Here is a 24,995-nt window from a genome sequence, read left to right as displayed (position 1 = left end):
AGGAGCACATCGGGGAAGGGGAGGCAGGACATGCTGTCATTGAAATCGCTCGGCGGTGCCGGGACCGTCACCGGCTCCAAGCATCTCCTCCGTCTCGGCGAGCACCGTATCCTTGTCGATTGCGGCCTGTTCCAGGGCCTGAAGAACCTGCGCGAGCTCAACTGGGCGCCCTTGACGGTGGCGCCGCGCGACATCGACGCGGTGATCCTCACCCATGCACATCTCGACCATTGCGGATACCTGCCGCGCCTCGTGCGCGAGGGTTATCGCGGCAAGGTCCATGCGACGCCCGCCACTCGCGACGTCGCCGAACTGATCCTGATGGACAGCGGCCATCTTCAGGAGAAGGACGCCGAATTCCTCAACCGGCACAAGCTGTCGCGGCACCAGCCGGCTTTGCCGCTCTATGGCGTCGGGGATGCGCAGCGGGCGGTGGAGCATTTCTCGACCGCCGAGTTCGGTCAGAGAGTGCGGCTTGGCGGGGATGCGTCGTTCCGCTTCCATCCCGCCGGCCATATTCTCGGCGCGGCATGGGTGGAACTGGAGTGGGGTGACCGAAAGATCGTCTTTTCCGGCGATATCGGCCGCTACGGCGATCCGCTGATGCCCGATCCCGCCCCTACCGTGGAGGCCGACTATATCCTCGTCGAATCCACCTACGGCAACCGCATCCACGACAGGAGCGACCCGGCCGAGGCGCTGCGGGTGGTCGCCGAGCGGACCATCGCGCGCGGCGGTACGCTCGTCATCCCGGCCTTTGCGGTCGGCCGCGCGCAGGAACTGCTCTACTATTTTTGGAAGCTGAAGCGGGCGGGGCATCTCGGCGAGATCCCGCTGTTCCTCGACAGTCCCATGGCCATCGAGGCGACCGGGCTCATGGGTCGGCACCTGCCGGACCACCGCCTCGACGCGAAGACCTGCAGGGACGTCTTCTCCATCGCCCGCTGCACCGGAGACGTCGAGGCGTCGAAGGCGATCAGCGCCAGCCGCTTCCCCAAGATCGTCATCTCCGCCTCTGGCATGGCGACGGGCGGGCGCGTGCTGCATCATCTGAAAGCCTTTGCGCCCGATGCGCGCAACACGATCCTGCTCGCCGGCTTCCAGGCCGCGGGCACGCGCGGGCGCGCGCTTCAGGACGGGGCGAGGGAACTGAAGATCCACGGCTCCTGGGTGCCGGTCAATGCGGAGGTGGCGCATCTCGACATGCTCTCGGCCCATGCCGATGCCGGCGAGCTGATGCGCTGGCTCTCCACCTGCCCGCGCCCGCCGCGCAAGGTCTTCATCGTGCACGGTGAGCCGGAAGCCTCAGAGGCGCTGCGCATCCGCATCGGGCGGGAGCTCGGGTGGGAAAGCGTGGTGCCACGTCTCGACCAGGAATTCGAGCTGTGAGCCGCAAGGCCCGGCTCAGGTGAGGCGGAGGTCCTTCCGGATCAGGATGAGCGTCGGATCGTCGGGATAGGGAACGGCGAGGAAGCCCTGTTCGCGTTCCAGCTCGATGGCCTCGCGGTTCTCGCGGCTTTCCAGCGATTCCAGCGCCTCGGCGCCGCGAGCCTGCGCGTAGCGGGCCGCATGGCGCAGCATTTCCCAGGCGACGCCCTTGTGCTTGTCCTCCGCGCGTACCGAGATCGCCACCTCGGCCTTTTTCGTCGACGGGTCGCAGGCGACCATCGCCGCCGCGATGATGGTCCCGCTGTCCTCGGCGAAGGCGAGGAAGTGCTCGGTCGCGCGGTGATCGACCCGCGTCATCGCGACGAGGCGCTCATGGCTCACCTCGCGCACGCCGCCGAGGAAACGGAAGCGCAGGTCCGCGGGCGCCAGACGGGCGAAGAAATCGCCGAGCGCCGCCTCGTCCTCGGGGCGGACCGGGCGAATGCGCAGCACGAGCCCGCTACGCGTCACCAGATCGCAGCGCCAGAGGTCGGCGGCTTCTAGCGCGGCGGAGGCGTCCGCCCGCTCCGGCTGGTCATGATGAGGATCCGTCATCGCGGTTCTCCTTCGCAAGGGTCTGGATCGATACTATCATTGTGCGCCCGCCGCCGCGACCGGGCCTTGATCCGCGTCAAGGCGCCGTCCCCCGGCGGGGCTATCCTTTGCCGCGACAGACAGGACGGAGGAACAGTCCCATGAGCTACAAATCCATTCTCGTGAACCTGGATATCGACGGGCCGGCCGAGCCGGTGGTCAAGGCGGCAAGCGAGCTGGCGCAGCGCTCCGGCGCCCGCCTGATCGGCTTTTGCGCCGCCGACGCCTACCTGCCGGTGACAGGCCCCGAAGGCGTGGCGCTCGCCACCGAAGTGATGCAGCAGATGCGGGAAGACGACGAGCGCCGCTTCAAGGAGTTGCGTGCCGAATTCGAGAGGCTGGTCGCCGGCGCGGTCGAGACCGGATGGCGCCAGGCCACGGAAGGACCGACCTATGCGCTCGTGCAGATGGCGCGGACGGCAGATCTCATCGTTACCCAGGCACGGCGCGGGGCGACGACGGGCGACCGGGCGCGCGCCGCTGATCCGGGAAGCGTCGCCCTGCAGGCGGGCCGGCCGCTCCTGGTGGTGGGGGCCGGCACGGAGCAGCGCGTCGGCCGCAAGGTCGTCGTCGCCTGGAAAGACACGAAGGAGGCGCGGCGGGCGGTGTTCGATGCCGTGCCGCTGCTTCAGGATGCAAACGACGTCGTCGTCGCCACCGTCGCCTCCACGATCGACCAATGGGCCCGCGAGGGCATCGCCGACGTGGTCTCGTTCCTCGCGCGGCACGGCGTTGCGTCGCGCAGCGAGACCGTGGAGAGCCACCGGGAAAGCGAAAGCCTGGTCGAATTGATCGACAGGCACGACGCTGATCTCGTCGTATCCGGCGCCTATGGACACAGCCGTTTGAGGGAATGGGCCTTCGGCGGCGTGACGCGCTCGCTGCTCGACGAGATCCGGCTCAACCGCTTCATGTCGAACTGACAGACATCAATCGGGGCGGCCAGGAGCGGAGACATGCATATGCAGCCGGAAACGTTCTCACCGAAGACCGTGGATGCCGCGTATTGGTCTATCCCCGCCGACACGCTTCTCACCGGGCTGGAAAGCCGCGCGGACGGCCTTTCTTCGGACGAGGCGACGGCGCGTCTTGCCGCCTTCGGCGACAACTCGATCCACGCACGGCGCGGCGCCTCGGCCATCGCGGCTTTCCTGCGTCAGTTCCGCAGCCCGCTGGTGCTGATCCTCATCTTCGCGGCGGGCGTCTCGGCCGTTGTCGGGGAGGGAAGCGAGGCGGCGATCATCGCCGTCATCGTGCTGGCGAGCTGCATCCTCTCCTTCACGCAGGAATATGGCGCCTCGCGTGCGATGGAGGCTCTGACCGCGCGCATCGGGCGCAAGGTCCTCGTGTTGCGCGACGGCAGGGAGACGTCGATCTCTGTCGAGGAGGTCGTGCCCGGCGATATCGTCCGGCTCTCGGCGGGAAATCTTATCCCGGCCGACGGCATTTTTCTGGAGACGCGCGAGCTCAATGTCAGTGAGGCTGCGCTGACGGGCGAGACCTTTCCGGTGGTCAAGACTGCAGGCGTGTGCCCGCCGGCGGCGACGGTCAGCCAACGCACGAACACGGCCTTCACCGGCACTTCCGTGCGCAGCGGGACGGCGACGATGGCCGTGGTGAAGACGGGCGGGCAGACGGAATTCGCGGCCATCGCCGCGGCCATCGCGCATGTCGCGCCGGAGACGGAGTTCGCGCGGGGCATCCGCCGCTTCGGCTATCTCATGACGAGGATCATGCTGGTCATCGTCATCCTCGTCTTCTTCGCCAATCTTCTGCTGCACCGGCCGGCGGTGGATTCGCTGCTGTTCTCGCTGGCGCTCGCCGTGGGGCTGACGCCGGAGCTGCTGCCGGCGATCATCAGCGTGACGCTGGCGAGGGGCGCCCGTACCATGGCGGCGAACGGCGTCATCGTGCGCCGGCTGGAGGCCATCGAGAATCTCGGCAGTATGGACATCCTGTGCACGGACAAGACCGGCACCCTCACCGAGGGCGTCATCCATCTCGACGCCTGCCTCGACGTTGCCGGGGCCGAGGCGCAGGAGGTGCGGCTCTGGGCACTCCTCAACGCTACCCTCCAGACCGGTATGGCGAACCCGCTCGACGAGGCCATCGCCGCCGGTAAGCGGCCGGAAGACGACCTTGCCGGCTATATCAAGGCGGACGAGATCCCCTACGACTTCATTCGCAAGAGGCTTTCGGTCGTCGTCCGCCGGCCGGGCGAGGCGGAGGATCTCGTGATCTGCAAGGGGGCGGTGCAGACCGTCGTCGCCGCCTGCTCGTCCGTGATGGAGGCCGGCGCGACTGTTCCCCTTGACGAGGTGCAGGCTGCCAGGATCGACGAGACGGTGCGAGCCTGGAGCGGGAAGGGCTATCGCGTGCTCGGGCTCGCCGTGCAGCGTTTTGCGCGGAAGGATGCCTATCGAGCCGAGGACGAGGCGGGGCTTGCCTTTGCCGGCTTCCTGCTCTTCCTCGATCCGCCCAAGGCGGGCATGGCGGAAACGCTGAAGGCCATCGCCGTGCGCGGCATCAGGGTGAAGGTCATCACCGGCGACAACCGCCATGTCGCCGCCCATCTGGCCGAGATCGTCGGCCTGCCGCATCGCCGCATCCTGACGGGAGAGGAGGTGCACAGCCTGACCAAGGAGGCGCTCGTCCGCCGCGTCACGCAGAACGACATCTTCGCCGAGATCGACCCGAACCAGAAGGAGCGCATCATCGCGGCGTTGCGCGGGCACGGTCACGTGGTCGGCTATCTCGGCGACGGCATCAACGACGCGCCCCGGTTGTATCTTGAATTAGTCCTTTAGTTAGAATAATTCTAAACTGAACATTTTTCTGCGTTTTCCTTCCATCACGGAATGAGGTTGCGTCGACGCAGCATCATCCCGCTGCACACACAATCACTGCTCGGAGCACCATTCATGCGCGCCCTTCACAAGGAAAATCATCTCATCGAACGGATAGGCTGGCTTCGGGCGGCTGTACTGGGTGCCAATGACGGGTTGATCTCGACGTCGAGCCTGATCGTCGGTGTCGCCGCGGCGACCAACGCCTCGCATGAGATCCTTGTTGCCGGTGTTGCCGGTCTGGTGGCCGGGGCGATGTCGATGGCGGCGGGCGAATATGTGTCGGTCAGTTCGCAGGCCGATACCGAGGAAGCCGACATGGCGCGGGAACGGCACGAGCTGGCGACGCAGCCGGAGGCCGAGTTGGCCGAACTCGCGGCAATCTACGAGCAGCGCGGCGTGGCCCCAGAGCTGGCCCGGCAGGTCGCCGAACAGATGATGGCGAAGGATGCCTTCGAAGCCCATGCGCGGGATGAACTCGAATTGGCGAGCCATGTGATGGCAAGACCGGTTCAAGCTGCGCTGACCTCGGCGGTCACGTTTGCGGCGGGTGCGGCTTTGCCGTTGATCGTCGCCCTGCTTGCGCCGGCCGGAACGGCTGCATGGACCGTGTCCCTTGCTTGCCTCATCGGTCTTGCCATCCTCGGCGCAATCGGGGCACGGGCGGGCGGCGCCAGCATCTGGAAACCGACTATCCGGGTGGTGTTCTGGGGCGCTGTCGCGATGGCCTCGACCGCATTGATCGGCTCCGTGATCGGCCGGGCGGTGTGACGATGAAACGTCTGTCGCTCGATTTCCAGACCGTCATGTCGGCAATTGCGGTCCTCGGGATGATGCTGGCCGTCGCCGGGACCTGGCCGCCGGCGGAAGGCCTTTCCATTCTAAGATCTCCCGGTCTGGCGATGGTCTATTTGGCCGGAGGGCTTCCCGCCACCTGGAGCGCCCTGACGGCGTTGTGGCGCGATCATATCCTCGACATCGATCTTCTGATGGTCGTCGCGGCCGTGGCGGCGGCGATCGTCGGGGCGCCGTTCGAAGGCGCGGTGTTGCTGACGTTGTTCAGCGTGTCGACCACGCTTGAGCACCAGGCATTGGGACGCGCGCGCAGGGCTGTTGAGGCGCTCATGGCGCTCCGGCCGGAGACGGCTTTCCGCAAAGGAGAGGAAGGGACCACGGTGGAGGTTCCTGCTGCGGAGCTTGCCGTCGGCGATGTGGTGGTGCTGCGTCCGGGCGCACGCGTGCCGACCGACGGTGTGATCCTGCATGGCCGTGGCGGAATCGACGAAGCCAATATCACCGGTGAGTCGATGCCGGTCTCCAAGGAACCGGGCGAGCAGGTTTTCGAGGCGACCGTCAATCTTGACGGGGTCCTTGACGTGACCGTCACCAGGACGGTCGGCGACAGCACGATCGCGCGCATGATCCAGCTCGTCACCGAGGCGCAGGAAGCGAAGGCGCCGTCCGAGCGCTTCAGCGCGTGGTTCGGCCAGCGTTATACGGTCGGTGTCCTGCTGGGCTCCGCTCTGGCCCTTGCGGTCTTCTATTGGCTTGGCCGCGACTGGGAACAGGCCCTCTACAAGGCCGCGACACTCCTGGTCGCCGCCAGTCCCTGCGCGATCGTCATCTCAGTCCCGGCAGCGATCCTGTCGGCGCTCTCCGCCGCGGCGCGAGGCGGCGTGCTGTTCAAGGGGGGCGGTGCGCTCGAAACGCTCGCCGCTGTCGATACCTTCGCGTTCGACAAGACCGGGACCCTGACCAATGGACGTGCAGAGGTTACGCGAATTGTCGCCCTGGATGGTGAGGATCGCCGTTTCCTTTCGCTCCTTGCCGGGCTGGAAGCGCATTCCGAGCATCACATCGCTGCCGCCATCCGTCGTGAGGCCCTGGTTCATGGCGTTGAGCCGGTGGCGGTCGTGGACGTTACGTCGCATCCGAGCGCCGGCATCGTCGGCTACGATTCCTTCGGCCCGATATGGGCCGGCAACGCTCACCTCGTCGAGGACATGGGCGCCTCCGTCGATGATCCGGCGTTCCGTGAACTCGCCGACAGTTCTCAGACCGTGGTCTATCTTGGGCGCGGTGCGACCGTTCTGGGGGCGGTCAGTGTTGCGGACGAAGCAAGAGCCAGCTCAGCCCCGGCGCTGGCCGCGCTTCGCGCCGGTGGCGTCAACCGCATCGTGATGATGACCGGCGACCGCAGGCCGGTGGCCTTGCGCATCGGTACGGAACTTGGCCTTGCGCCCGGCGAGGTTCATGCCGAGATGCTGCCGCAGGACAAGGTGCTCCAGGTCGGCGACCTCGCGCGTGATGGCAAGGTCGCTTTCGTCGGCGATGGCGTCAACGATGCCGCCGCATTGGCTCGCGCCGACGTCGGCATCGCCATGGGCGCGGCGGGGTCGGACGTCGCACTGCAGGCCGCCGACGTCGCCCTGCTGTCGGAAGACATGAAGAAGCTGGCCGATGCGCACCGGCTTGCACGGCGGACGGCCGTCATCATCCGACAGAATCTCGTCCTCGCGATCGGCGCCATGCTGGTACTTGTGACCGGCGGCCTGTTCTTCGACCTGCCGCTTCCGCTCGCGGTGATCGGACACGAAGGCGGCACCGTTCTGGTCGTGCTGAATGGCCTACGCCTCCTGTCGGACCGAATCCGCGCCACCGACGGCTATCTCCACCATTCTCGTCAATATGAGTTCCAGGATCAAACGGGCAGCACGTCCGGATCGCGGGCGACCTCGCCCACCACACCATGATTGGACCCAGTGCTGATTGGGCGGCAGCCGGACCTTCCCTGTCCTAAAAACCGCAAAGGGACACCGATGCTGACTTTGACATCGCTCGGCGCGCCACCGCATCCTTATCGACTGCGGGCTGTTCCAGGGGCTCAAGAACCTGCGCGAGCTTAACTGGGAGAAGCTTCCGGTTCAGCCTGCGGCGATCGGCGCGGTCATCCTGACGCAGGCCCATCTCGACCGTTCCGGATAGTCGCCGGCATCGGATAACACATGCCTCGTCTCACTTGCGCCAGATCAAGAACGTTCCTTTGCCAATGGTGTATCAGGGGGGGAAATGAAGGATCGGATCGTGGTCAAGGCACAAGAACTACCCTCAAGTTTCCACCACGTGCGGTTGGTTCTCGCTCGCGGCAAAGACCATCCGGAGGGAGATCGGGAAGAAGGCTATGATCTTCTGGTTCCGCTCAACCACGAAGGATTCCTTGATCCGCTGGAATGGAAGAAATCTCGCGACGCCTGTCGCGTCCGATATTTTCGGGACGGTAAGACGGCCCGCATCGGGCTGTTGCGGCGCAAGCCCGGCGGGCAGTGGTATTTCGATTACGAGCCGGGTGATCGGGACGACGAGATCGGTTTCCGCCTGGGCGAGGAGTGCTTCCGTCTTGGCGAATACATCTCGGTCGGGCGGGAAGGCGCGTTTGTCACCTATCAGGTCGCGCGCGTCGAAAAGCCCTGACGCCGGGGCGAAATTGCAGAAAAGGAGAAAGAACCTTGTCGAATACACCTCACACTCTTGGCGACGAATTCCCAGACCAGACGGACGCCATTCATGCCCTGAAGGCGAAAAGCCCGGAGTTTGCGCATGTTTTGACGGAATATGACGCGGTGAACGACAAGATTCATCGGTCCGAGACACGTCTCGACGCCATTTCCGAAGCAGCCGAGGCCGATCTGCGCCGCCAGCGGCTGATGTTAAAAGACAAGATCGTGGCATCGCTCCGCAACGCGTGAGGGGACTGCGAGGCCGCGTTTTGCTGCCCCGCTTGCATTACCCGATTTCGGGGAGATCAGCGACACCACTCTCCCCGAAACCATCGCTTACAGCCGACCAGACCGACCCATCAAGGCCCGAGTGTGGCCGCATGCCCGGCCGCAATCTCCCCCTCAATTCACGAACGGCCAAGATACAGAGACGCTGCCATGCCGGCCGCAAGGCCGAGCACGCTAAGGGCGCTGACGGGCCCACCGATCCTTGAGCCTCCGACCCATGCCGCCATCACGGCTTTGACAAGTGTATTCATGGCCACGGCGATCAGGATCGCATCTGCCGCAAGACCGGGCTCGATCGAATGCGACGCCAGGCGGGCCATGGAGATCGAAATCGCATCCACATCGGCGATGCCCGAAGCGGCGGCGGTCACCAGAACGCCCGCATTCCCGAACGACTGCTGAAGCAGATGCGACACCACCATGACCACGGTGATGAGTGTCCCCATTTTCAGGGCAGGCGCCAATTCCAGCGGGTTGGTGATCGTAAGTTCCGGCTGTTCGGAGGAGCCGCGACTTTGTAGCAGCAGGAGCCCGGCGCCGATGGCGAGCACGCCACCGCCGATGAGCAATGGCCATTTGAGATGCGGAAGCAAGCTTGGGTTCAAGGCCGTCGCCACGACTGCAACGCGGATGATCATGGTCAAGCCGGAAAGAAGCACGCCACAGGAAAGCAGCGTGCTGGACTCGGGGTGCCGGCGGGCAAGCCTTGCCAGCGTCAAGGTCGTCGCTGTCGAAGAGGCGAGCCCGCCCGCGATCGCCGTCATCAGGACGCCAAGCCGGTCCCCGAACACGCGGACGGCGACGTAGCCGGCGAAGGAGACCGCGGCGATCAGGATGGTCAGCAACCAGATCTCATATGGATTGACGGTGCCCCAGGGATCGACCGGCCTGCTCGGCAGGATCGGCAGCATGAGAAAGGTCATTGCCAGAAGCGTCAGGCCCGACCGGATCTCATTCCAGCTCAGCGACGCGACCCAACGATGCAACGGCTCGCGCAGGGCAAGCAGCACAGCCGTGGCAACAGCCCCGGCGATGGCGGCTGCAAGGTCGCCGACGACGGCAAGCGTTCCCAGCAGGAACGTGGCTATGCCGGCGACGACGGATGTCGCGCTGTAATTTCGCTCGGCCCGCGCTTCGAGCCAGTGGTAGGAGGCGAATGCCGCGGTGAACCCGAGGAAAACAAGACCGATCACGAGGCCAGAGTCGAACTGCCGGGCCAGGGCGCCGGTAATGCCGCCGGTGAGACCGGTCAGCGCGAACGTTCGTAGACCTGCCGCGCGCAGATGGTCTTCCTCGTTGCGGGTACGCCATCCACGCTCCAGGCCGATCAGCAGACCGATCGAAAGCGATACCGCAAGGCGGCTGAGCAGGGCGTCAGTGTCCATGGTCTCCCGAGTTGCCTTTCAGCATCTGGCGTCGATGTCGATGATCATTTGTCTATGAAGAACCTTGCCTCAAACCCGTCAATCCTGCCGCTTGCGGGAGATTGGAGTTCTATCCGTCCATTTGTTCCGGCAGCAATGGTCCGGGCGATGGCGAGCCCCAGGCCGGCCCCCCGCACCAGAGCCTGACCGCGCTCGAAGGGCTCGCTCAGCCGCGCAAGCACTGCGGAAGGCACGACCGGGCCGGCGTTCGTGACGCGCAGACAGCCGTCTGCCGACAAGGTGACGGCGACCGGTTCGTCCCGCACGCCATGCTTGAGGGCGTTTTCGATCAGGTTCCGGGCCAGGATGGCGAAGGCGTCGGCGTCGATGCTTGCGAATACCGGCGCGTCTGGCAGTGTCAGGTCGATGCGCCCTGCAGTCTCGGCCTGCCCGTCGAATTCGCTCACAACCATTCGCAGGATGGCGCCGATCTCGACCGGCGCCTCGGCGAGAAGGCGTCCGCCCTCGGCTCTCGCCAGTTGCATGAGTTTCTCGGTGAGGCGGGAAAGGCGCCGCAAGGCGGTCTGCATATCCTCGGCGCGCTCGCGCGTGGCGTCGTCCGGCGCTTGCGCGATCATGCGCTGCGCCTGCGCCAGTGCAGCAGCCACCGGTGTCCGCAGCTCATGGGCCGATTTGGCCGCCAGGCTGCGCTCGGCCTGCAAGGTACGCGTCAATCGGTCCAGGAGGTGGTTGACCGCTTTGGCGACGGGGCCGATCTCCGAGGGCAGGTCCTCCGCGTCGATGGGTGTCAAATCACCGCCGCCGCGCCCCTCGATCTGCGAGCGGAAGGTCCGAACCGGGGTCATGGACAGCCGGACAATGACCCAGATGCCGATCAAGCCGAGCGGGACAATGACGGCCAGCGGCAGGCTCAGCCCGAGCAACAGTCGCCCGGCGGTCATCCGGCGATGCGACAGGGGCTCCGCGATGGTGATGGTCAGATTCTGCTGGAGGGTCGCGTCGGAGTAGAGGCGGTGCGTCGGCGTCGTGGCAAAGCCCATTCCGGAAAACGGCGGGAATGCCGCGAGATCGGCGCTGTGCGATCGCAGCAGAACCTTGCCCGCGGCATCGCGCACGACATAGGTGAAATACTCGTCGTGCTGGCGGAGCGTGGCAACGCGCTGTTCGGTGTCGTCGGCATCGCGGCCGATGATCTCGATCGCCGCAAGCGGCAGGATGCGTTGCGCCGTCTCTTCGAGGGCGCTGTCGAACACCTCGTCCATTTCGTGGCGCAGCATCTGCGCGGTCACGACCGCGGCAAGTGCCCATAACACCGTTAGCCCTAGCCCCAGCGATAGCGAGAGCCGCCATTGCAGGCTCCTGGGCCGCTTCATCTTGCCGTTCCAAGACGATACCCGATGCCCCGCACCGTATCGATCGCGCCGTGGCCGAGCTTCTTGCGCAGTCTGCTGACGTGAACCTCGATCGTATTGCTCTCGACCTCTGCGCCGAATGCATAGAGCCGATCTTCGAGCTGCGCCTTGGTCATCGCGATGCCGGGCCGCTGCAGAAATGCTTCGAACAGCGCCCATTCGCGACCGGTAAGCTCAACAGGGCGCGCGCCGTGCATCACGGTCCGGGCGGCGAGATCGATGCGCAGGTCGCCGATCTCGATGAGAGGATTCGGGTTGCCGCTGTATCGCCGCGCCACCGCATTCAGCCGCGAGGAGAGTTCCGACAGATCGAACGGCTTGATCATGTAGTCGTCGGCGCCGGCATCGAGGCCCGCGATGCGGTCGGAGATTTGGTCGAGCGCCGTCAGGATGATGACCGGCGTCACGCTGCCCTCGGCTCGAAGCTTTTTGAGAAAGGCGATGCCCAATCCGTCCGGGAGCATCAGATCGAGCAGGATGAGATCGTATGCCGCGCTTTGGAGATGTTCGCGCGCCGCATCGAGCCGTGTCACCCAGTCCACCGAGTGGAGGGCGGCAACCTGCTCGCGCACGGCCTTTCCGAGGATAGCATCGTCTTCGATCAGTAGAACTCTCATCCCAGGGTCACCCGTCTCGCCATCCTCCTGCCTAGCGTCCGATGCTGTCGGTTTGCTGAAGACCGCCCCATCGCTGCTTCAGGCGTTCGTCAGGAGAGCGTGCCATGGTTCCCCCCGAAAGCGCGTTGATCAGGAACAATGAAACGATGAAACATTTGCTGGCCGCGATCCTCGTTCTGGCGTTTTCCGGTCCCGGTATCGCCAAGGCTGACGACGACGATTGCCATGTCTCGATGGATCGATGGAAGCCGCGGGAAGCGGTCGAAACAATGGCCGCCAGTCAAGGCTGGACCGTTGCCAGGATCAAGATCGATGACGGCTGTTACGAAATCCGGGGAACCGACCGGAATGGCCTGGCTTTCAAGGCCAAGGTCGATCCGGAAACCCTCGAAATCGTCAAGTTCCGGCACAGGGATCGCGATGACGACCGTCACGGATCGAGGCGTCAGCGGCCGCCAGCCTCGCAGAACGACACCGTAGGCGGAACATCCTCCAACACCCTGCTCGGGACGACCGTGCGGCCCAAGACCACCATCAAGTAGCAATCCCATCTCGCTATCGCTCAAGCGCTGCGACCGTCGCAAGGAGATCCCGCCATGCCTCATGATCCGGCCCGTTATTCCAGAAGCATGATCGTCATCCACTGGCTGACAGCCCTGCTGATCCTCGGGGCCTGGCTGACCTCGACGGGAGGCCGTCATATGGCCGAAAACCCGCCCTTGCTGCATTTCTCGTTCGGGTTGGCCGTGCTCGTCCTGGTGCTTCCGCGCTTGATCCTGCGCCTTGCGGGCGGAACCCCGGACGCGCCGCAGTCCAATGGCCGTCTCGCCCTTGCCGTCAAAGCCGGACATGTGCTGTTGTATCTGTTCCTCATTGCCCTGCCGTTGAGCGGTTGGTACGCGGCGTCGCGCCTCGGTGTTCCCGTTTCTTTCTTCGGCTTCCAGCTTCCGGCGATCACCGAGCGGGTGCAGGGCGCACCGGGCCTGATCGCGGACATTCATGAGAATGCCGGCACGATCATCCTCTACCTTGCCGGACTGCATGCCGCGATGGCGGTCTGGCACCAGTACGTCCTGCGCGACGGGACGTTGCAGCGGATGTCTCCGCGCTAACGCAGCGGCAGCCAGCCACGCGCCTGAGCGGAGCGTGGCTGGCTGCCGTCTTGTTCAGTCCCCGGAGCTTTCGCGGCTGGCCTGCCGACAGGCCGGTCGCTCCTGCATCTGCTGCGGACCTGACCGTGTCCGATGTTTCCTGACGAAGTGCTGACGGAAAATCCCGATGGCCGTCAGGCAGCCCTCAGGCGGCTTCGCCACAGTGACGAGGACGGGTCGGCGCTCTGCGACGACCCGGACACCGTTTCCTCGCAGAAGGCAAGCCGACATGAAATCGCTTCTCGCAGCTCTCGCCATGACAACCGCCCTCACGTTCCCTGGCCTCGCCATGGCCCGGCCGGTGACATTGACCACAACGCTGACCAACTATGGCGGCGACGGCGCCTATCTCGCGCTCTACGTCACCGATCCCCAGGGCAAATATGCCGGCACGCTCTGGGTCGCTGGCGGCAAGTCCAAATATTACGAGCATCTATCGGGCTGGTATCGCGCCACTGGCGGCCGCGCCGGTATCGACGGCATTACCGGCGCTAGCGTCGGTGCGGGGCGCACGCTGGAGATCTCGCTCGACCTTGCCGATGCGCTTTTCGACGCAGGTTACACGCTGCATGTCGACGCAGCCGTGGAGGACATGCGTGACAGCCCCAACGAGGTCGCCGTTCCCCTGACCACTGCGGGCACGAAGACGACCGTTCGCGGTCGACGCTACGTCTCGACCGTTGCCTACTCCTTCTAGGCGGTGGACGACATGATCCGTGTCATCCATCGCTGGCCAGGCCTTCTGGCCGCTCTTTTTCTGCTGGTCTTGAGCCTTAGCGGTGCAGCACTCTCGCTGTTTCCCGCCGCCGAACGGTTGTCCGCCCCGCAGGCCGAGGCAGGGCTTTCCGTCGGGACGCTGGCCGGACGTATCCTCGCCATCCACCCTCAAATAGAACAGATACGTCGCGCGCCCTCCGGCAAGATCACCGCCTACTGGTTTGAGGGTGGGGCGCCTCAGGCCGCCATCATCGATCCCGCAACAGGGCTGGGTGTCGCCTCCAGCGATCCGAATGCCGTCGAGCAGTGGCTTACCGGTCTGCACCGGTCGCTCTTTCTCGGTGACGGCGGGCGTATCGCAGCGGCAGTGGGCGCTGCCGCCATGCTGGTCTTGGCTGTGTCCGGCACTATGCTCGTCGCCCGCAGGGCCGGCGGCTGGCGGCGATGGTTCGCGCCGATACGCGGGCCGCTCGCCGGAAGATTGCATGTCGAGATCGCGCGCGTCGCCGTCGCAGGCCTCGTCTTGTCCTCGGCCACCGCATTGTGGATGACGGCGTCGACATTCGATCTCCTTCCCGACGCGGCCACATCTCCCGTCGCCCACATCGAGGCGAGCGGCCGGACCGGCATGGCCGCATCGCATATGGATCTGCTGAAACGGACACCGGTCACCGAACTGCGCAGCCTGGCGTTTCCCGATCCGGCCGATGCGACGGATGTCTTCACGCTGAAGACGGATCGCGGCACGGGCTATCTGGATCAGGGCACCGGCGTGCTGCTGGCCTGGAGCGACCTGACCGGATGGCAGCGTCTCTCGGAGACTATCTATATGCTGCATACCGGTCGAGGCGCGGCCACCTTGGGCCTCGTGCTCGGCATGATGGCGCTCGGCGTGCCGGCGATGGCGGGCACCGGCCTCATCCTGTGGCTGGCGGGTCGGCGCGGGCGGCCACGGATTCACGGCAATGTAACGGCTGGACGTGCGGAAACGATCCTGCTTGTCGGCAGCGAGAGCGGCAGCACATGGAGCTTCGCTGCGACACTGCACGCCGCGCTGACGAAGCTCGGGCAGGCGGTTCACACCGCGCCGATGTCGTCATTCGATCCTGAACGCTACCGGCATGCCCGGCGCGTTCTCATTCTTGCGGCAACCTATGGCGATGGCGATGCGCCCGCTTCGGCGCGGGGGTTTCTCGATCGCCTGCAAACCCTGCCGGTAGAGCCAACCATTCCGATCGCCGTGCTCGGCTTCGGTGACCGCAGCTTCCCGGCCTACTGCGCTTTTGCCCAGGTCGTTGCGAGGGCCGCCGAGGCGCGAGGGTGGAGCACGCTCATCCCATACGAAACCGTCGACCGGCAGTCGCCGCAGGATTTTGCCCGTTGGGGACGATCGCTGGGCGAGGCAATAGGGATCGGGCTGGAGCTTGTCCATCGGCCAGCCTTGCTGGCGGCCTCCCCATTGACCCTCGTTTCGCGACGCGAATACGGCGCGGAGGTGCAAGCTCCGACAGTGATCCTGCGGTTCGTGCTGCCCAAAGTCCCGTTCTGGCATCGGTTGGCCGGGCGTGGCTTCGGTCGATATTCGGCAGGCGATCTTCTCGGCGTGCTGCCCGAGGGCTCGTCCGTTCCACGGTTCTACTCGCTGGCTTCGGGACGGCGCGATGGCTTCATCGAGATCGTCGTGAAGAAGCATCCGGCGGGGCTCTGTTCCGGGCAGCTCTTCAATCTGGAGCCAGGATGTGCCGTTCGCGCATTCATCCGAACCAATCCCGGCTTCCATGCCGGCAGGAGGAGGATACCGTTGATCCTGATCGGAGCTGGAACAGGGATAGGGCCGCTGGCGGGCTTCGTGCGCGCCAATGCGCGTCGCCGTCCGATCCACCTGTTCTTCGGAATGCGTCATCCTGCCAGCGATTTCCTCTACAAGGACGAACTGACGCGCTGGCATCGCGAAGGGCGCCTTCACCGGCTCGTCGGGGCCTGCTCGCGCGGGCGGATGCCGCGCTATGTCCAGCACGCTCTTCTTGAGGATGCCGCCCAGATCGCAGCCCTGATCCGCAGCGGCGCGCGCATCATGGTCTGTGGTGGGCGGGATATGGCCGTCGGCGTTTCGGCGGCGCTTGCCGAGATTCTCGCGCCGGTAGGGTTGACGCCGGCCCTGCTCAAGGCGGAGGGACGCTATGTCGAAGACGTCTACTGATCCGATGAGGCACGCGCTCAACGGACCGACCATGGGAACGCGCTGGTCCGCGCTGTTCTACACGGAGGCAGGGTTCGATCCGGAGCCGGTTCGACACGCTCTTCAGGCGGAAATGGACGAGGTGGACGCGCAGATGTCCACCTGGAAGCCCGACAGCGCTCTGATGAGGTTGAACGCCGGTCCCGTCGGCGACTGGATCGATGTGCCGGCGCGTCTGGCAGACGTTCTGCATCTTGCGCTCGAAATCGGCCGTGCGTCGGGCGGAGCTTTCGATATCGGCGTGGGCGATGCGGTCGTTGCCTGGGGTTTTGGCCCGCAAGCGGCCGACCGGGCCCTGATCCGGAAGGCACTCGCGACATCGCGCCAACCCGCCCATGTGGCGCTCGAGCTCGATCCTGTTCGCGCGGCGGTGCGCAAGCGCGCGCCGATCACGATCGACCTCAACGGCATTGCCAAGGGATATGGCGTCGACCGGCTGGTCGCGATCCTCGGGCGCTTCGGCATAACTTCCGGCCTCGTGGGAATTGACGGCGAGATGAGGGCGCTCGGTCTGCGCCCCGATGGTGAACCGTGGAACATTGCCGTAGAAGGTCCCGACGCGGCCCGTCGAGCGCCGCACTCCGTCCTCGCCTTGCAGGAGGCTGCGGTCGCCACCTCTGGCGATTACCGGCATTGGACTGTCGTGAACGGTCGCCGTCTCTCGCACACCATGAATCCGCGCCGCGGTGCGCCGCTACTGTCGTCGCCCGCTTCGGTCACGGTCGTCGCGCGAACCTGCGCTGAAGCCGATGCCTGGGCGACCGCGTTGACGGTTCTCGGTCCGACGTCCGGGACCGAGCTTGCCCAGCACCTTGGCCTAGACGTGCTGTTTCTTCTGCGAGACGCCTCGGGCGGAGTCCGGCCGATAGCGACAGGACCTCTTTTTTCGGCAGGCCGGGAGACCTGTCGAAGGGTTCCTGAGGTTTATGGGCAAAGTTTGAAGCAATCGCACAATTCGGACTGACAGGACCGGAAAATGGCCGTGCCTCCTGGTGGTGGCTGGACTTTGGCCAGCTATTCTTGTCAATCGACGTTGTAACGGGACCCCGTATCGGCTTCCAAATTCCATTCAACCCAAGATTTCATATCGCGACAGTTGATGTGGAGAATGCGCCAGAACGTGAGAGGCGCGGATTTGCACGCTTAACCTTTTGAAATTTATCAAGTTTAATTTCTGATCTCTCTGCTGTTTATTTCATCACAGGTTGCTTAATGTAGGAATTTCTTAACCGCCGTAGCTCCTACGACTTTACTCAGGCCATGAAGTCGGCCCGGATCATAGCAACCCACAATTGGTGGGAACCGATAGGTTGGAAGATTGCGGGTTTAGGCAAATGCTGATACGCTGGGGTACCGTAAGGACATGCTTGCCATGCTCATGGCGGGGCGCGCCGCCCAGCAGATCGTGGTCGGCAAGGTGTCCGCCGGGTCCGCTGGTTCGGACGAAAGCGGTCTCGCCAGGGCAACGAAGATGGCGCTCGCCATGGAGCGTTCCCTCGGCTTCGGTGCGATTCAGCCGCTGCTCTACCGCGATGACAAGGACCCGACCGCCGTGCTCGACGGTAATCCCGATCTCGCAGCCCGCATCCATGCGGGATTGGAAAGGGCATTTGCGAGGGCGGTCGAAATCATCAGTGAGAACCGCGACAAGCTCGACGCGCTCACCACGGCGCTGTTCGATGCGCAGGCTTTGGATGGCGAGGCGGTGAAGGGGCTGCTCAAATACGGTGATCGTGGGCCAGAATAACAGTAGATTCGGATTTGAATTGTGTTCTTGGGATAGTCGACGGTTGCTATGGCGATGTGTCGGTGCTGGCCGGTATCCGGCTGGGGTAGAGGTATATTTGCGCCTTTATTATGGTCCTTCAGTCTAAAGTTGTGACACTTCAAAGCCGACAGTCTGCTCAATTTGCAAGTGCGCGCCGTCCGGCAGAGCGGGCAGCATTTCTCCATCTGCATTACCGGAGATATCTGATGCTTAGCAGGAGTAGAGGCATCGCCAAAGCGCAGAAGGATAATCCCCCGAGGTGCTGGTATCCAAGAACGCCAAATACGCCACCGAGTGCGAAGAAGACAATCGTGACGAGGTGGAGTTTCAAGCGCAGCACGATGGCCAGCCTGTCGGAGCTGGAATTGTTTCCCAGAAGCATGGCGATGCCCACCCCGATATCGGTTGCTACACCCGAAACGTGGGTCGTTCTTACGCGACTGCCGGAAATCCGCGTCGATGCCGCATTCTGCAATCCCATGGTCAGGCTCAACAGGCCCACCACCAGCACACCATTCGGGGAGCGTGCGCTCAGGGTGATGAAAAGCCCGACAAGCATCAGAAGCGCGGCTTCGACGATCAATGTGAGGGCGTAGATGTTACGACGTAGCTGCCGCTTGCCGACTTCGATGAGACACGAGGCGATGAAGGCACCAAGGATGAACATCACGACGATCGTCAGGAATCCCAGTGCCAGGTCGGACCGGGAGACTGCGAGGAAATCGGAGGCCATCGAGACATTGCCGGTCATGTTGGCTGAGAAATAGCGGTAGCCAAGGTAACCGGCACTGTTCACGCCGCCTGCGACGAACGCCAGAATTGAAGCCAGCATCAGGTCTGTTGCCGGAGTCCTCTTGTCGCCTTCTTGGATGAGCATTTCGATTTTACATTGCTATGGATGCGGTGGGGAACGAACCGCGTGTCGTTTCTGTAGGGCAGGATGCAACGCCGAAGCGCGAGAGTCGATGGGGGGCGTCCATCTGCGTGACGGTTTGCATCATGTATGAGCGAACAGAAGCTCGGCTTCCAGCCCGCTATCGGCCTTTCTGTTCCGCAGCATAAAACCGATGCGATAGACATCGACGATTTCACGAACGATGGAGAGACCGAGGCCAGAGCCGGGGGATGCCATGTCAAGACGCCAGCCGCGGCGGGTGAGATTGCCGAGTTCTTGCTCCGGCACGCCCGGACCGTCGTCCGAGATCGTCAGACGCAGGCCGTCTTCGTTGCGCTTCCAGCGCACGCGAATTTCGGCCGTCGCCCATTTGACGGCATTTTCGAGCAGGTTGCCGATGAGTTCGCGAAAGTCGGCTGGGTCCATGGGCACGGTCTCGGTGTTTGGGCCGTCGATCTCGAACCGCAGCCGCTCGCCGGAAGGGGAGCGCTTGAGGATGCGCACAAGTTCGCCGACGATCATGGCTACGTCGGCGTCCGAGCGGCGCAGGTCCGCGCTGGCGGCGATGCGGGCAAGCGCCAGTTCCCGTTCCACATGATTACGCATGACGGACGCCAGGTGCTCCAGTTCGTCCGCCATGGCCGCCTCACCCTTGTCGCGCAGAGTGAGGACATCGTTCGAGAGCACCGTCAGCGGCGTGCGCAGGCCGTGGGCGAGGTCGGCCGCGCGCTTCCTCGCCTTGCCCATCATCGCTTCCTGCGTATCCAGAAGCGCATTGACTGCCGCCACGGTGCTCTGGAATTCACTGGGATAGGCGCCGGTCAACTGGTTGGCACGCCGCTCGCGGATGCGCACGATCCCTTCGTTCAGCGCCGCCAGCGGCCGCAGCCCGAGGGTGAGCTGCAGGATCGACGCGACGACGAGGAAGACGCCGAGCCCGGCGACGGCCGGCAGGATGTCGCGGATGAAGGCGGCTCTGGCCTCCTCCAGCGTTTGCGCGTCGATGGCGACAGCGATGCGCAGCGCGCGTTTCCCCTCCGGTGCAGCGACCTGCACGAGCCGCTCGAGGACGATCAATGAACTTCCGGCCGGGCCGGGCAGCAGGTAGCGATGAACCGCGCCCTCGGCGTGCCTGTCCATGGGCAGGGCAAGGGCCGTGTCGAACAGCGACAGCGAGCGGACGGTCTGCCCCCGCGCATCGTCGACGATCTGCCAGTAAAGCCCGCCATAGGGCGTGGCGAAGCGCTGGTCGAGCGGGCTTTCCGGGCGCTGGAGCGTGCCGTCGGCGGCAAAGGACAGCGCGCCGGCCAGCGTGTTGATATGGCTGGTCAGCTCCGCATCGATGCGGTTGCGGATGTTGCTGGAGAAGAGCGAGACCAGCAAGGTGACGGTCAGTGTCAGCGCGAGGCTCACGGTCAACGCGGAAATCAGCAGGAGGCGGCTGCGAATGGAGGTTGGCCATCTCATGCGGCGGCGATCCGGTAGCCGTAGCCGCGGCGCGTCTCGATGAAAGCCTTGCCCAGCTTGCGCCGCAGCCGGCCGATCAGCACCTCCACCGAATTGCTGTCGCGGTCGAAATCCTGGGCGTAGAGCTGCTCGGTCAGTTCCTGCTGGCTGACATGGCGCTCGCGGTTCTGGAGCAGATGGTGCAGGCAGCGATATTCGAGCGGCGTCAGGTCGACCGGCCGGTCCCCAAGCGTCACCGATTTGACGCGCGGGTCCAGGTGTAGGCCGCCGGCGCTGAGGACGGGGCTCGGCTCGCCGGCATAGCGGCGCAGGATAGCGCGCAGGCGGGCGAGGACTTCCGCGATCTGGAAGGGCTTGGCGAGATAGTCGTCCGCCCCGGCATCGATGCCTTCCACGCGCTCTTCCCAATTGCCGCGCGCCGTCAGGATGAGGACGGGGAAGCGGCGCCCGTCCTTGCGCCAGCGTTTCAGGATCGTCATGCCATCCATGGAGGGGAGGCCGAGATCGAGGATGGCGGCGGCGAAATCCTCGCTGTCGCCGCGATACCAGCCGTCTTCGCCGTCGCGGGCATGGTCCACGACATAGCCCGCCCGCTCCAGATGGGCGATGAGATCGCGGGCGATCAGCCGGTCGTCTTCAACGAGCAGGATGCGCATCATTCGTTCTCGACTTCGAGGATCGTGCCGCTCGCTGCGTCGATCTCTATTTCGACGAGCTGCCCTTCGGGCGACAGAACCTTGAATTTGTAGAGGAAGATCCCGTGCTTCCGGCGTGGTTCCACGCGGACGATATCGCCCCGGAAACGCCGGCTGACGATGTCGCGCAACTCGGAAAACGGTTTTATCGCGCCCTTCTCGACCGCCTCCTGAACGGCGTCGAGGGTGCGTCCGTCCGCGTCGTCCCCCTCATCGTCTGCATGAGCGATTGCGCCGGCCGAAAGGAGCCCGGCAAGGGAAAGGGTGATGACGGACATGAAGAGCACACGCATGTTCGAAGCCTAGCACGGCGAGGCTGAAATTTTGCTGACATTTCCCGTCAGCCATCGCTCAGCCACGGCTGCCTATGGTGCGTCCAGCGTCGGGGCAGGGTGCTCCGGCCGGCCACAAGGAGAAATTCCATGAAGACAATCCTTCTCGCAACCGCCCTTCTCGGCCTTTTTGCCGCCGGTGCGGCCCGTGCCGAAGATGAGGGCAAGAGCTGCGACGTGCCGAAGGACAAATGGATGACCGAGGATGCCATGAAGGACAAGGCCAAGGCGATGGGCCTCGACGTCCGGCGGATAAAGGTCGAGAACGGCTGCTACGAAGTCTATGCGATCGATGCCAAGGGCGCCAAGGTCGAGACGATCTTCAATCCGCAGACCGGCGAGCCGGTCGGCTCGGAAGGAGCGGAATGATGGCGCCACTCTCCCGAACCAGCGGGGCGGGGGAAAGCGTCAAGGTGTGGGACCCGCTCGTGCGGGTCTTTCACTGGTCGCTGGTCTGCCTCTTCGTTTTCTCCTTCGTCACCGGCGACGAATGGAAGAAGGCCCATATCCTCTCCGGCTATGCCATCGCCGGGCTGATCGCCTTGCGCCTGGTCTGGGGGCTGCTGGGGCCGCATCACGCCCGCTTCGCCAATTTCCTCTATGCCCCTACGACGATTCTCGCGTTCCTCCGTGACAGCCTCGCCTTCCGCGCCAAGCGGTATCTCGGCCACAATCCGGCGGGGGGCGCCATGGTCGTTCTGTTGCTCGCGGCGGTGTCCGGCATCGTGACCACCGGCTATATGATGACCACGGATGCCTATTGGGGTGTCGGCTGGGTGGAGGATGTCCATAAGGCCCTTGTCTATTCGACCATCGGGCTGGTCGCCCTGCATATCGCCGGCGTTGTTCTAGCCAGCGTCGAGCACCGGGAAAACCTCGTTCGCGCCATGGTGACGGGAAGAAAGCGCCGCGAAGATTGATGTGCTGCCGTCTCTATGGCATACATTTAGAATAATTCTAAATCCATTGCCTGAAGTCGTGTAACCACAGCCGATCTGCTGAAATCGGAGATGCCATGCGCGCCGTCCACAGGGAAAGCCAACTCATCGAACGTATCGGCTGGCTCCGCGCGGCGGTGCTGGGTGCCAATGACGGGCTGATCTCGACGTCGAGCCTCATCGTCGGTGTCGCGGCGGCGACCGCTGCATCGCAGGAAATCCTCGTCGCCGGTGTCGCCGGGCTGGTGGCCGGCGCGATGTCGATGGCGCGGTGCTGTTGACGCTGTTCAGCGTGTCGACGACGCTTGAGCACCAGGCGCTCGGCCGTGCGCGCCGCGCCGTCGAGGCGCTGATGGCGCTTCGTCCCGAAACGGCGTTCCGCTGGCAGGCCGATGGCTCGGTGCTGGAGGTTCCCGCAGCGGAGCTTGTCGTCGGGGATGTCGTGATCCTGCGGCCCGGCGCCCGCGTGCCGGCCGATGGCGTCATCCTGCAGGGACGCGGCGGTATCGACGAGGCCAATATCACCGGTGAATCCATGCCCGTTTCCAAAGAGCCGGGCCAGCAGGTGTTCGAGGCCACCGTCAATCTGGACGGCATTCTGGAAGTGGCGGTCGCAAGAACGATCGGCGACAGCACGATCGCCCGCATGATCCGGCTGATCACGGAAGCCCAGGAGGCCAAGGCCCCCTCCGAGCGTTTCAGCGCCTGGTTCGGACAGCGCTATATCGTCGCGGTGCTCCTCGGCGCCGCTCTAGCCTTCGCCGTTTTCTACGGGGTGGAGCGCGATTGGGAGCAGGCGCTCTATCGGGCCGCGACGCTGCTGGTCGCGGCCAGCCCCTGTGCGATCGTCATATCGGTGCCTGCAGCGATCCTGTCTGCGCTCTCGGCGGCGCGCTCGAAACACTGGCCGCCGTCGATATCTTCGCCTTCGACAAGACCGGCACCCTCACCAACGGCCGGGCGGCCGTGACGCGGATCGTCGCGCTGGACGCGGACGAATGCGGCTTCCTGTCGTTGCTCGCCGGGCTCGAAGCCCATTCCGAGCATCATGTCGCGGCGGCCATACGCCGGGAGGCGGCCGCACGTGGCATCGCGCCGGCGCATGTCGTGGATGTCAGCGCGCGCCCAAGCGCAGGGATCGTCGGGTCGGATGCGCTTGGTGTCCTCTGGGCCGGCAATCTTCATCTCGTTCGGGACATGGGGGCGTCCGTCGACCACGCCCGGCTTCGGGAACTGACCGACAGCGCCGAGACCGTCGTCTATCTGGGACGTGGACCGACCGTTCTCGGCGCCGTCGGCGTGGCGGACGAGGCGAGGGCGAGCTCGGCCCCGGCGCTCGCCGCGCTGCGGGCCGGCGGCGTGTGCCGCATCGTCATGATGACCGGAGACCGCCGGCCGGTGGCCTTGCGGATCGGCGCGCTGCTCGGCCTTGCTCCCGACGAGATTCATGCCGAAATGCTGCCGCAAGACAAGGTGCGTCATGTGGGGGAACTGGCGGGTGGCGGCACCGTGGCCTTCGTCGGCGACGGTGTCAATGACGCGGCCGCTCTTGCACGCGCCGATGTCGGCATCGCCATGGGCGCGGCCGGCTCGGAGGTCGCCCTTCAGGCCGCCGATGTCGCCCTCTTGTCGGATGACATGAAGAAGCTGGCCGATGCGCAGCATCTGGCGCGCCGGACCGCCGCGATCATCCGGCAGAACCTCGTCGTCGCGATCGGCGCCATGCTGGTGCTGGTAACGGGCGGGTTGTTCTTCGATCTGCCTCTGCCGCTGGCGGTGGTCGGACATGAAGGCGGGACCGTGCTCGTGGTCCTCAACGGCTTCCGCTGTTGTCGGATCCGATCCGGCGGCCAGTGGACAGGGCCGCATCCGTCCGTGCGCCGGAGGATGGGTTGGAGACGTCGCCACCGGTTGCGGCCACGTCGTCGGCCGACACGCCGGTGTAGGCGCCGGTCGCGTTCCGCGGATCAACAGGAAAGAAAGCGGGTGCGCGTGTTCTCTTCGAGAAGCAGGCCCGTGATTCCGCCGAACACCCATTCCCGCAGGCGGCTATGACCATAGGCGCCGGTGACGACGATATCGGCGTCGCTTTCGTCGACGAATTGCAGAAAGCCGATCGTTTCGTCGGCGCTTTTGATCATCTGCGGCCTGGCCTTCACATTGTGCCGGGCGAGATAGGAAACGATATCGGAGAGGCTCTGCCTCTCGGCCGGCGCGGGCTCCGGGGAAACGGAGACGACGGCGACGTCATAGGCGACCGAGAGCAGGGGAAGCGCATCCGCAATCGCGCGGCGGGCCTCGCGGGTGTCCTTCCAGCCGATGACGATCTTTCGTGTCGCAATCGTGTCGCAGTCGCTCCCGACCACCAGAAGAGGCCGGCCGGCACGCAGGACGACGGTCGCCGGGTCCGCGCGGTCTCCGGCCGCCATCAGCACCAGATCGGCGACACGGGCGGCCGCCACGACCGCCTCGGTTGGCGCCATCGTTTCGCCGCGCCATTCCGCCTCGATCCTGTTTGCCGCCAGATGGAGGAACGTGGCGCGAGCCTCCTCCATGCGCTCTGCGAGCGTTCCGGCGGCGCAAAGCCCTATGAGCCGAGCACCCGAGCGAGACGCCAGATCGACCGCGGCCTCCGTGATCGGCTCGACCGGCCGCTCGATATCGAGATTGACGAGAATGGATTGATAAAACACGCGTACATTCCTTCCGTTCCAGGCAAGCGGTCG

24 protein-coding genes and 2 pseudogenes are annotated in these 24,995 nt (G+C 64.8%); 17 read left to right on the top strand and 9 right to left on the bottom strand.

Annotation, left to right across the window (positions count from 1 at the left end; all coding sequences use genetic code 11):
- Positions 1–30 precede the first annotated feature (30 nt).
- On the top strand, positions 31–1,389 hold the full coding sequence (locus D0Y60_RS19050) for an MBL fold metallo-hydrolase (protein WP_117371536.1): 1,359 nt from the start codon (positions 31–33) through the stop codon (positions 1,387–1,389).
- A 15-nt stretch (positions 1,390–1,404) separates the two neighbouring features.
- Here the strand turns inward: D0Y60_RS19050 and D0Y60_RS19045 are convergent, their stop codons facing one another.
- Complete coding sequence (locus tag D0Y60_RS19045; protein WP_117371535.1) at positions 1,405–1,983, bottom strand: GNAT family N-acetyltransferase; 579 nt, start codon at positions 1,981–1,983, stop codon at positions 1,405–1,407.
- 140 nt (positions 1,984–2,123) lie between these two features.
- Here D0Y60_RS19045 and D0Y60_RS19040 point away from each other — a divergent pair, with 140 nt between their 5' ends.
- The 6 genes from D0Y60_RS19040 (at position 2,124) to D0Y60_RS19015 (ending at position 8,614) form a co-directional block, all read left to right on the top strand.
- Complete coding sequence (locus D0Y60_RS19040) at positions 2,124–2,945, top strand: universal stress protein (RefSeq protein WP_117371534.1); 822 nt, start codon at positions 2,124–2,126, stop codon at positions 2,943–2,945.
- 33 nt (positions 2,946–2,978) lie between these two features.
- Positions 2,979–4,829 carry an HAD-IC family P-type ATPase gene (locus D0Y60_RS19035; protein ID WP_117371533.1) on the top strand — a complete coding sequence of 617 codons (1,851 nt, stop codon included), beginning with the start codon at positions 2,979–2,981 and terminating at the stop codon, positions 4,827–4,829.
- Positions 4,830–4,943: 114 nt separating this feature from the next.
- Entirely contained in the window at positions 4,944–5,639 is a 696-nt protein-coding gene (locus D0Y60_RS19030; RefSeq protein WP_117371532.1) for a VIT family protein, read from the top strand.
- A 2-nt stretch (positions 5,640–5,641) separates the two neighbouring features.
- Positions 5,642–7,621, top strand: coding sequence for a cation-translocating P-type ATPase (locus tag D0Y60_RS19025; RefSeq protein WP_117371531.1), 1,980 nt, complete (start codon positions 5,642–5,644; stop codon positions 7,619–7,621).
- Between the two features lie 316 nt (positions 7,622–7,937).
- Positions 7,938–8,339, top strand: coding sequence for a hypothetical protein (locus D0Y60_RS19020; RefSeq protein WP_023513019.1), 402 nt, complete (start codon positions 7,938–7,940; stop codon positions 8,337–8,339).
- Between the two features lie 35 nt (positions 8,340–8,374).
- Positions 8,375–8,614: a DUF465 domain-containing protein gene (locus D0Y60_RS19015; RefSeq protein ID WP_117371530.1), complete on the top strand. Its 240-nt coding sequence runs from the start codon at positions 8,375–8,377 to the stop codon at positions 8,612–8,614.
- Between the two features lie 158 nt (positions 8,615–8,772).
- On the opposite strand, the gene D0Y60_RS19010 is transcribed toward D0Y60_RS19015, so the two are convergent.
- Genes D0Y60_RS19010 through D0Y60_RS19000 form a run of 3 tightly spaced genes read right to left on the bottom strand, consistent with a single transcriptional unit; the run spans position 8,773 to position 12,067 of the window.
- Positions 8,773–10,038: an MgtC/SapB family protein gene (locus D0Y60_RS19010; RefSeq protein ID WP_117371529.1), complete on the bottom strand. Its 1,266-nt coding sequence runs from the start codon at positions 10,036–10,038 to the stop codon at positions 8,773–8,775.
- Positions 10,039–10,082: 44 nt separating this feature from the next.
- Positions 10,083–11,411, bottom strand: a complete 1,329-nt coding sequence (locus D0Y60_RS19005; RefSeq protein WP_117371528.1) for an ATP-binding protein — start codon at positions 11,409–11,411, stop codon at positions 10,083–10,085.
- Positions 11,408–12,067 carry a response regulator transcription factor gene (locus D0Y60_RS19000; protein WP_024271189.1) on the bottom strand — a complete coding sequence of 220 codons (660 nt, stop codon included), beginning with the start codon at positions 12,065–12,067 and terminating at the stop codon, positions 11,408–11,410. Before D0Y60_RS19000 ends, D0Y60_RS19005 begins: the two co-directional genes overlap by 4 nt.
- 146 nt (positions 12,068–12,213) lie before the next feature.
- On the opposite strand from D0Y60_RS19000, the gene D0Y60_RS18995 reads away from it, so the two are divergent.
- The 6 genes from D0Y60_RS18995 (at position 12,214) to D0Y60_RS18970 (ending at position 17,921) form a co-directional block, all read left to right on the top strand.
- Entirely contained in the window at positions 12,214–12,609 is a 396-nt protein-coding gene (locus tag D0Y60_RS18995) for a PepSY domain-containing protein (protein ID WP_088016575.1), read from the top strand.
- Between the two features lie 54 nt (positions 12,610–12,663).
- Entirely contained in the window at positions 12,664–13,179 is a 516-nt protein-coding gene (locus D0Y60_RS18990) for a cytochrome b (RefSeq protein WP_023513013.1), read from the top strand.
- A 268-nt stretch (positions 13,180–13,447) separates the two neighbouring features.
- Positions 13,448–13,915: a DUF2271 domain-containing protein gene (locus D0Y60_RS18985; protein WP_023513012.1), complete on the top strand. Its 468-nt coding sequence runs from the start codon at positions 13,448–13,450 to the stop codon at positions 13,913–13,915.
- A 12-nt stretch (positions 13,916–13,927) separates the two neighbouring features.
- Entirely contained in the window at positions 13,928–16,135 is a 2,208-nt protein-coding gene (locus D0Y60_RS18980; RefSeq protein WP_117371527.1) for a PepSY domain-containing protein, read from the top strand.
- Positions 16,116–17,138 carry an FAD:protein FMN transferase gene (locus D0Y60_RS18975; protein ID WP_023513010.1) on the top strand — a complete coding sequence of 341 codons (1,023 nt, stop codon included), beginning with the start codon at positions 16,116–16,118 and terminating at the stop codon, positions 17,136–17,138. The genes D0Y60_RS18980 and D0Y60_RS18975 overlap by 20 nt, the downstream gene beginning before the upstream one ends.
- A 399-nt stretch (positions 17,139–17,537) precedes the next feature.
- On the top strand, positions 17,538–17,921 hold the full coding sequence (locus tag D0Y60_RS18970) for a hypothetical protein (protein WP_051795987.1): 384 nt from the start codon (positions 17,538–17,540) through the stop codon (positions 17,919–17,921).
- A 211-nt stretch (positions 17,922–18,132) separates the two neighbouring features.
- On the opposite strand, the gene D0Y60_RS18965 is transcribed toward D0Y60_RS18970, so the two are convergent.
- The 4 genes from D0Y60_RS18965 to D0Y60_RS18950 all read right to left on the bottom strand — a co-directional run bounded on the left by D0Y60_RS18965 (position 18,133) and on the right by D0Y60_RS18950 (position 21,292).
- Entirely contained in the window at positions 18,133–18,819 is a 687-nt protein-coding gene (locus D0Y60_RS18965; protein ID WP_035219792.1) for a YoaK family protein, read from the bottom strand.
- 120 nt (positions 18,820–18,939) lie between these two features.
- Entirely contained in the window at positions 18,940–20,304 is a 1,365-nt protein-coding gene (locus D0Y60_RS18960; RefSeq protein WP_035219791.1) for a HAMP domain-containing sensor histidine kinase, read from the bottom strand.
- The gene (locus tag D0Y60_RS18955; protein ID WP_117371557.1) at positions 20,301–20,960 is read right to left on the bottom strand and encodes a response regulator transcription factor; all 660 of its coding nucleotides are present in this window, start codon (positions 20,958–20,960) and stop codon (positions 20,301–20,303) included. Before D0Y60_RS18955 ends, D0Y60_RS18960 begins: the two co-directional genes overlap by 4 nt.
- Entirely contained in the window at positions 20,960–21,292 is a 333-nt protein-coding gene (locus D0Y60_RS18950) for a PepSY domain-containing protein (protein ID WP_035219790.1), read from the bottom strand. Before D0Y60_RS18950 ends, D0Y60_RS18955 begins: the two co-directional genes overlap by 1 nt.
- Before the next feature lie 129 nt (positions 21,293–21,421).
- On the opposite strand from D0Y60_RS18950, the gene D0Y60_RS18945 reads away from it, so the two are divergent.
- The 4 genes and pseudogenes from D0Y60_RS18945 to D0Y60_RS18930 all read left to right on the top strand — a co-directional run bounded on the left by D0Y60_RS18945 (position 21,422) and on the right by D0Y60_RS18930 (position 24,215).
- Entirely contained in the window at positions 21,422–21,700 is a 279-nt protein-coding gene (locus D0Y60_RS18945; RefSeq protein ID WP_035219788.1) for a PepSY domain-containing protein, read from the top strand.
- Complete coding sequence (locus D0Y60_RS18940) at positions 21,700–22,251, top strand: cytochrome b/b6 domain-containing protein (RefSeq protein WP_035219899.1); 552 nt, start codon at positions 21,700–21,702, stop codon at positions 22,249–22,251. Before D0Y60_RS18945 ends, D0Y60_RS18940 begins: the two co-directional genes overlap by 1 nt.
- A 95-nt stretch (positions 22,252–22,346) precedes the next feature.
- Positions 22,347–22,538 (top strand): annotated as a pseudogene (locus tag D0Y60_RS18935) (VIT1/CCC1 transporter family protein); the annotation flags it as partial.
- Positions 22,478–24,215, top strand: a pseudogene (locus D0Y60_RS18930) (cation-translocating P-type ATPase). The pseudogenes D0Y60_RS18935 and D0Y60_RS18930, both read left to right, overlap by 61 nt.
- Before the next feature lie 21 nt (positions 24,216–24,236).
- Here D0Y60_RS18930 and D0Y60_RS18925 read toward each other — a convergent pair.
- Positions 24,237–24,962, bottom strand: coding sequence for a universal stress protein (locus D0Y60_RS18925; RefSeq protein ID WP_117371526.1), 726 nt, complete (start codon positions 24,960–24,962; stop codon positions 24,237–24,239).
- Between the last annotated feature and the right edge of the window lie 33 nt (positions 24,963–24,995).

The organism is Shinella sp. WSJ-2 (assembly GCF_003432075.1).
Classification (GTDB): domain Bacteria; phylum Pseudomonadota; class Alphaproteobacteria; order Rhizobiales; family Rhizobiaceae; genus Shinella.
Note: the sequence above shows the minus strand (reverse complement) of the source record. Positions and strands in the feature narration are given on the sequence as shown.

Excerpts from the sequence above, each read along its gene's own strand:
- D0Y60_RS19050 (WP_117371536.1), top strand. The coding sequence starts at position 31 with ATGCTGTCATTGAAATCGCTCGGCGGTGCCGGGACCGTCACCGGCTCC.
- D0Y60_RS19005 (WP_117371528.1), bottom strand. The coding sequence starts at position 11,411 with ATGAAGCGGCCCAGGAGCCTGCAATGGCGGCTCTCGCTATCGCTGGGG.
- D0Y60_RS19030 (WP_117371532.1), top strand. The coding sequence starts at position 4,944 with ATGCGCGCCCTTCACAAGGAAAATCATCTCATCGAACGGATAGGCTGG.
- D0Y60_RS18945 (WP_035219788.1), top strand. The coding sequence starts at position 21,422 with ATGAAGACAATCCTTCTCGCAACCGCCCTTCTCGGCCTTTTTGCCGCC.
- D0Y60_RS19040 (WP_117371534.1), top strand. The coding sequence starts at position 2,124 with ATGAGCTACAAATCCATTCTCGTGAACCTGGATATCGACGGGCCGGCC.
- D0Y60_RS18990 (WP_023513013.1), top strand. The coding sequence starts at position 12,664 with ATGCCTCATGATCCGGCCCGTTATTCCAGAAGCATGATCGTCATCCAC.
- D0Y60_RS18970 (WP_051795987.1), top strand. The coding sequence starts at position 17,538 with ATGCTTGCCATGCTCATGGCGGGGCGCGCCGCCCAGCAGATCGTGGTC.
- D0Y60_RS18975 (WP_023513010.1), top strand. The coding sequence starts at position 16,116 with ATGTCGAAGACGTCTACTGATCCGATGAGGCACGCGCTCAACGGACCG.
- D0Y60_RS18950 (WP_035219790.1), bottom strand. The coding sequence starts at position 21,292 with ATGCGTGTGCTCTTCATGTCCGTCATCACCCTTTCCCTTGCCGGGCTC.
- D0Y60_RS18985 (WP_023513012.1), top strand. The coding sequence starts at position 13,448 with ATGAAATCGCTTCTCGCAGCTCTCGCCATGACAACCGCCCTCACGTTC.
- D0Y60_RS19010 (WP_117371529.1), bottom strand. The coding sequence starts at position 10,038 with ATGGACACTGACGCCCTGCTCAGCCGCCTTGCGGTATCGCTTTCGATC.
- D0Y60_RS19045 (WP_117371535.1), bottom strand. The coding sequence starts at position 1,983 with ATGACGGATCCTCATCATGACCAGCCGGAGCGGGCGGACGCCTCCGCC.
- D0Y60_RS19000 (WP_024271189.1), bottom strand. The coding sequence starts at position 12,067 with ATGAGAGTTCTACTGATCGAAGACGATGCTATCCTCGGAAAGGCCGTG.
- D0Y60_RS19035 (WP_117371533.1), top strand. The coding sequence starts at position 2,979 with ATGCATATGCAGCCGGAAACGTTCTCACCGAAGACCGTGGATGCCGCG.
- D0Y60_RS19025 (WP_117371531.1), top strand. The coding sequence starts at position 5,642 with ATGAAACGTCTGTCGCTCGATTTCCAGACCGTCATGTCGGCAATTGCG.
- D0Y60_RS18960 (WP_035219791.1), bottom strand. The coding sequence starts at position 20,304 with ATGAGATGGCCAACCTCCATTCGCAGCCGCCTCCTGCTGATTTCCGCG.
- D0Y60_RS18955 (WP_117371557.1), bottom strand. The coding sequence starts at position 20,960 with ATGCGCATCCTGCTCGTTGAAGACGACCGGCTGATCGCCCGCGATCTC.
- D0Y60_RS19020 (WP_023513019.1), top strand. The coding sequence starts at position 7,938 with ATGAAGGATCGGATCGTGGTCAAGGCACAAGAACTACCCTCAAGTTTC.
- D0Y60_RS18965 (WP_035219792.1), bottom strand. The coding sequence starts at position 18,819 with ATGCTCATCCAAGAAGGCGACAAGAGGACTCCGGCAACAGACCTGATG.
- D0Y60_RS18995 (WP_088016575.1), top strand. The coding sequence starts at position 12,214 with ATGAAACATTTGCTGGCCGCGATCCTCGTTCTGGCGTTTTCCGGTCCC.
- D0Y60_RS18980 (WP_117371527.1), top strand. The coding sequence starts at position 13,928 with ATGATCCGTGTCATCCATCGCTGGCCAGGCCTTCTGGCCGCTCTTTTT.
- D0Y60_RS18940 (WP_035219899.1), top strand. The coding sequence starts at position 21,700 with ATGGCGCCACTCTCCCGAACCAGCGGGGCGGGGGAAAGCGTCAAGGTG.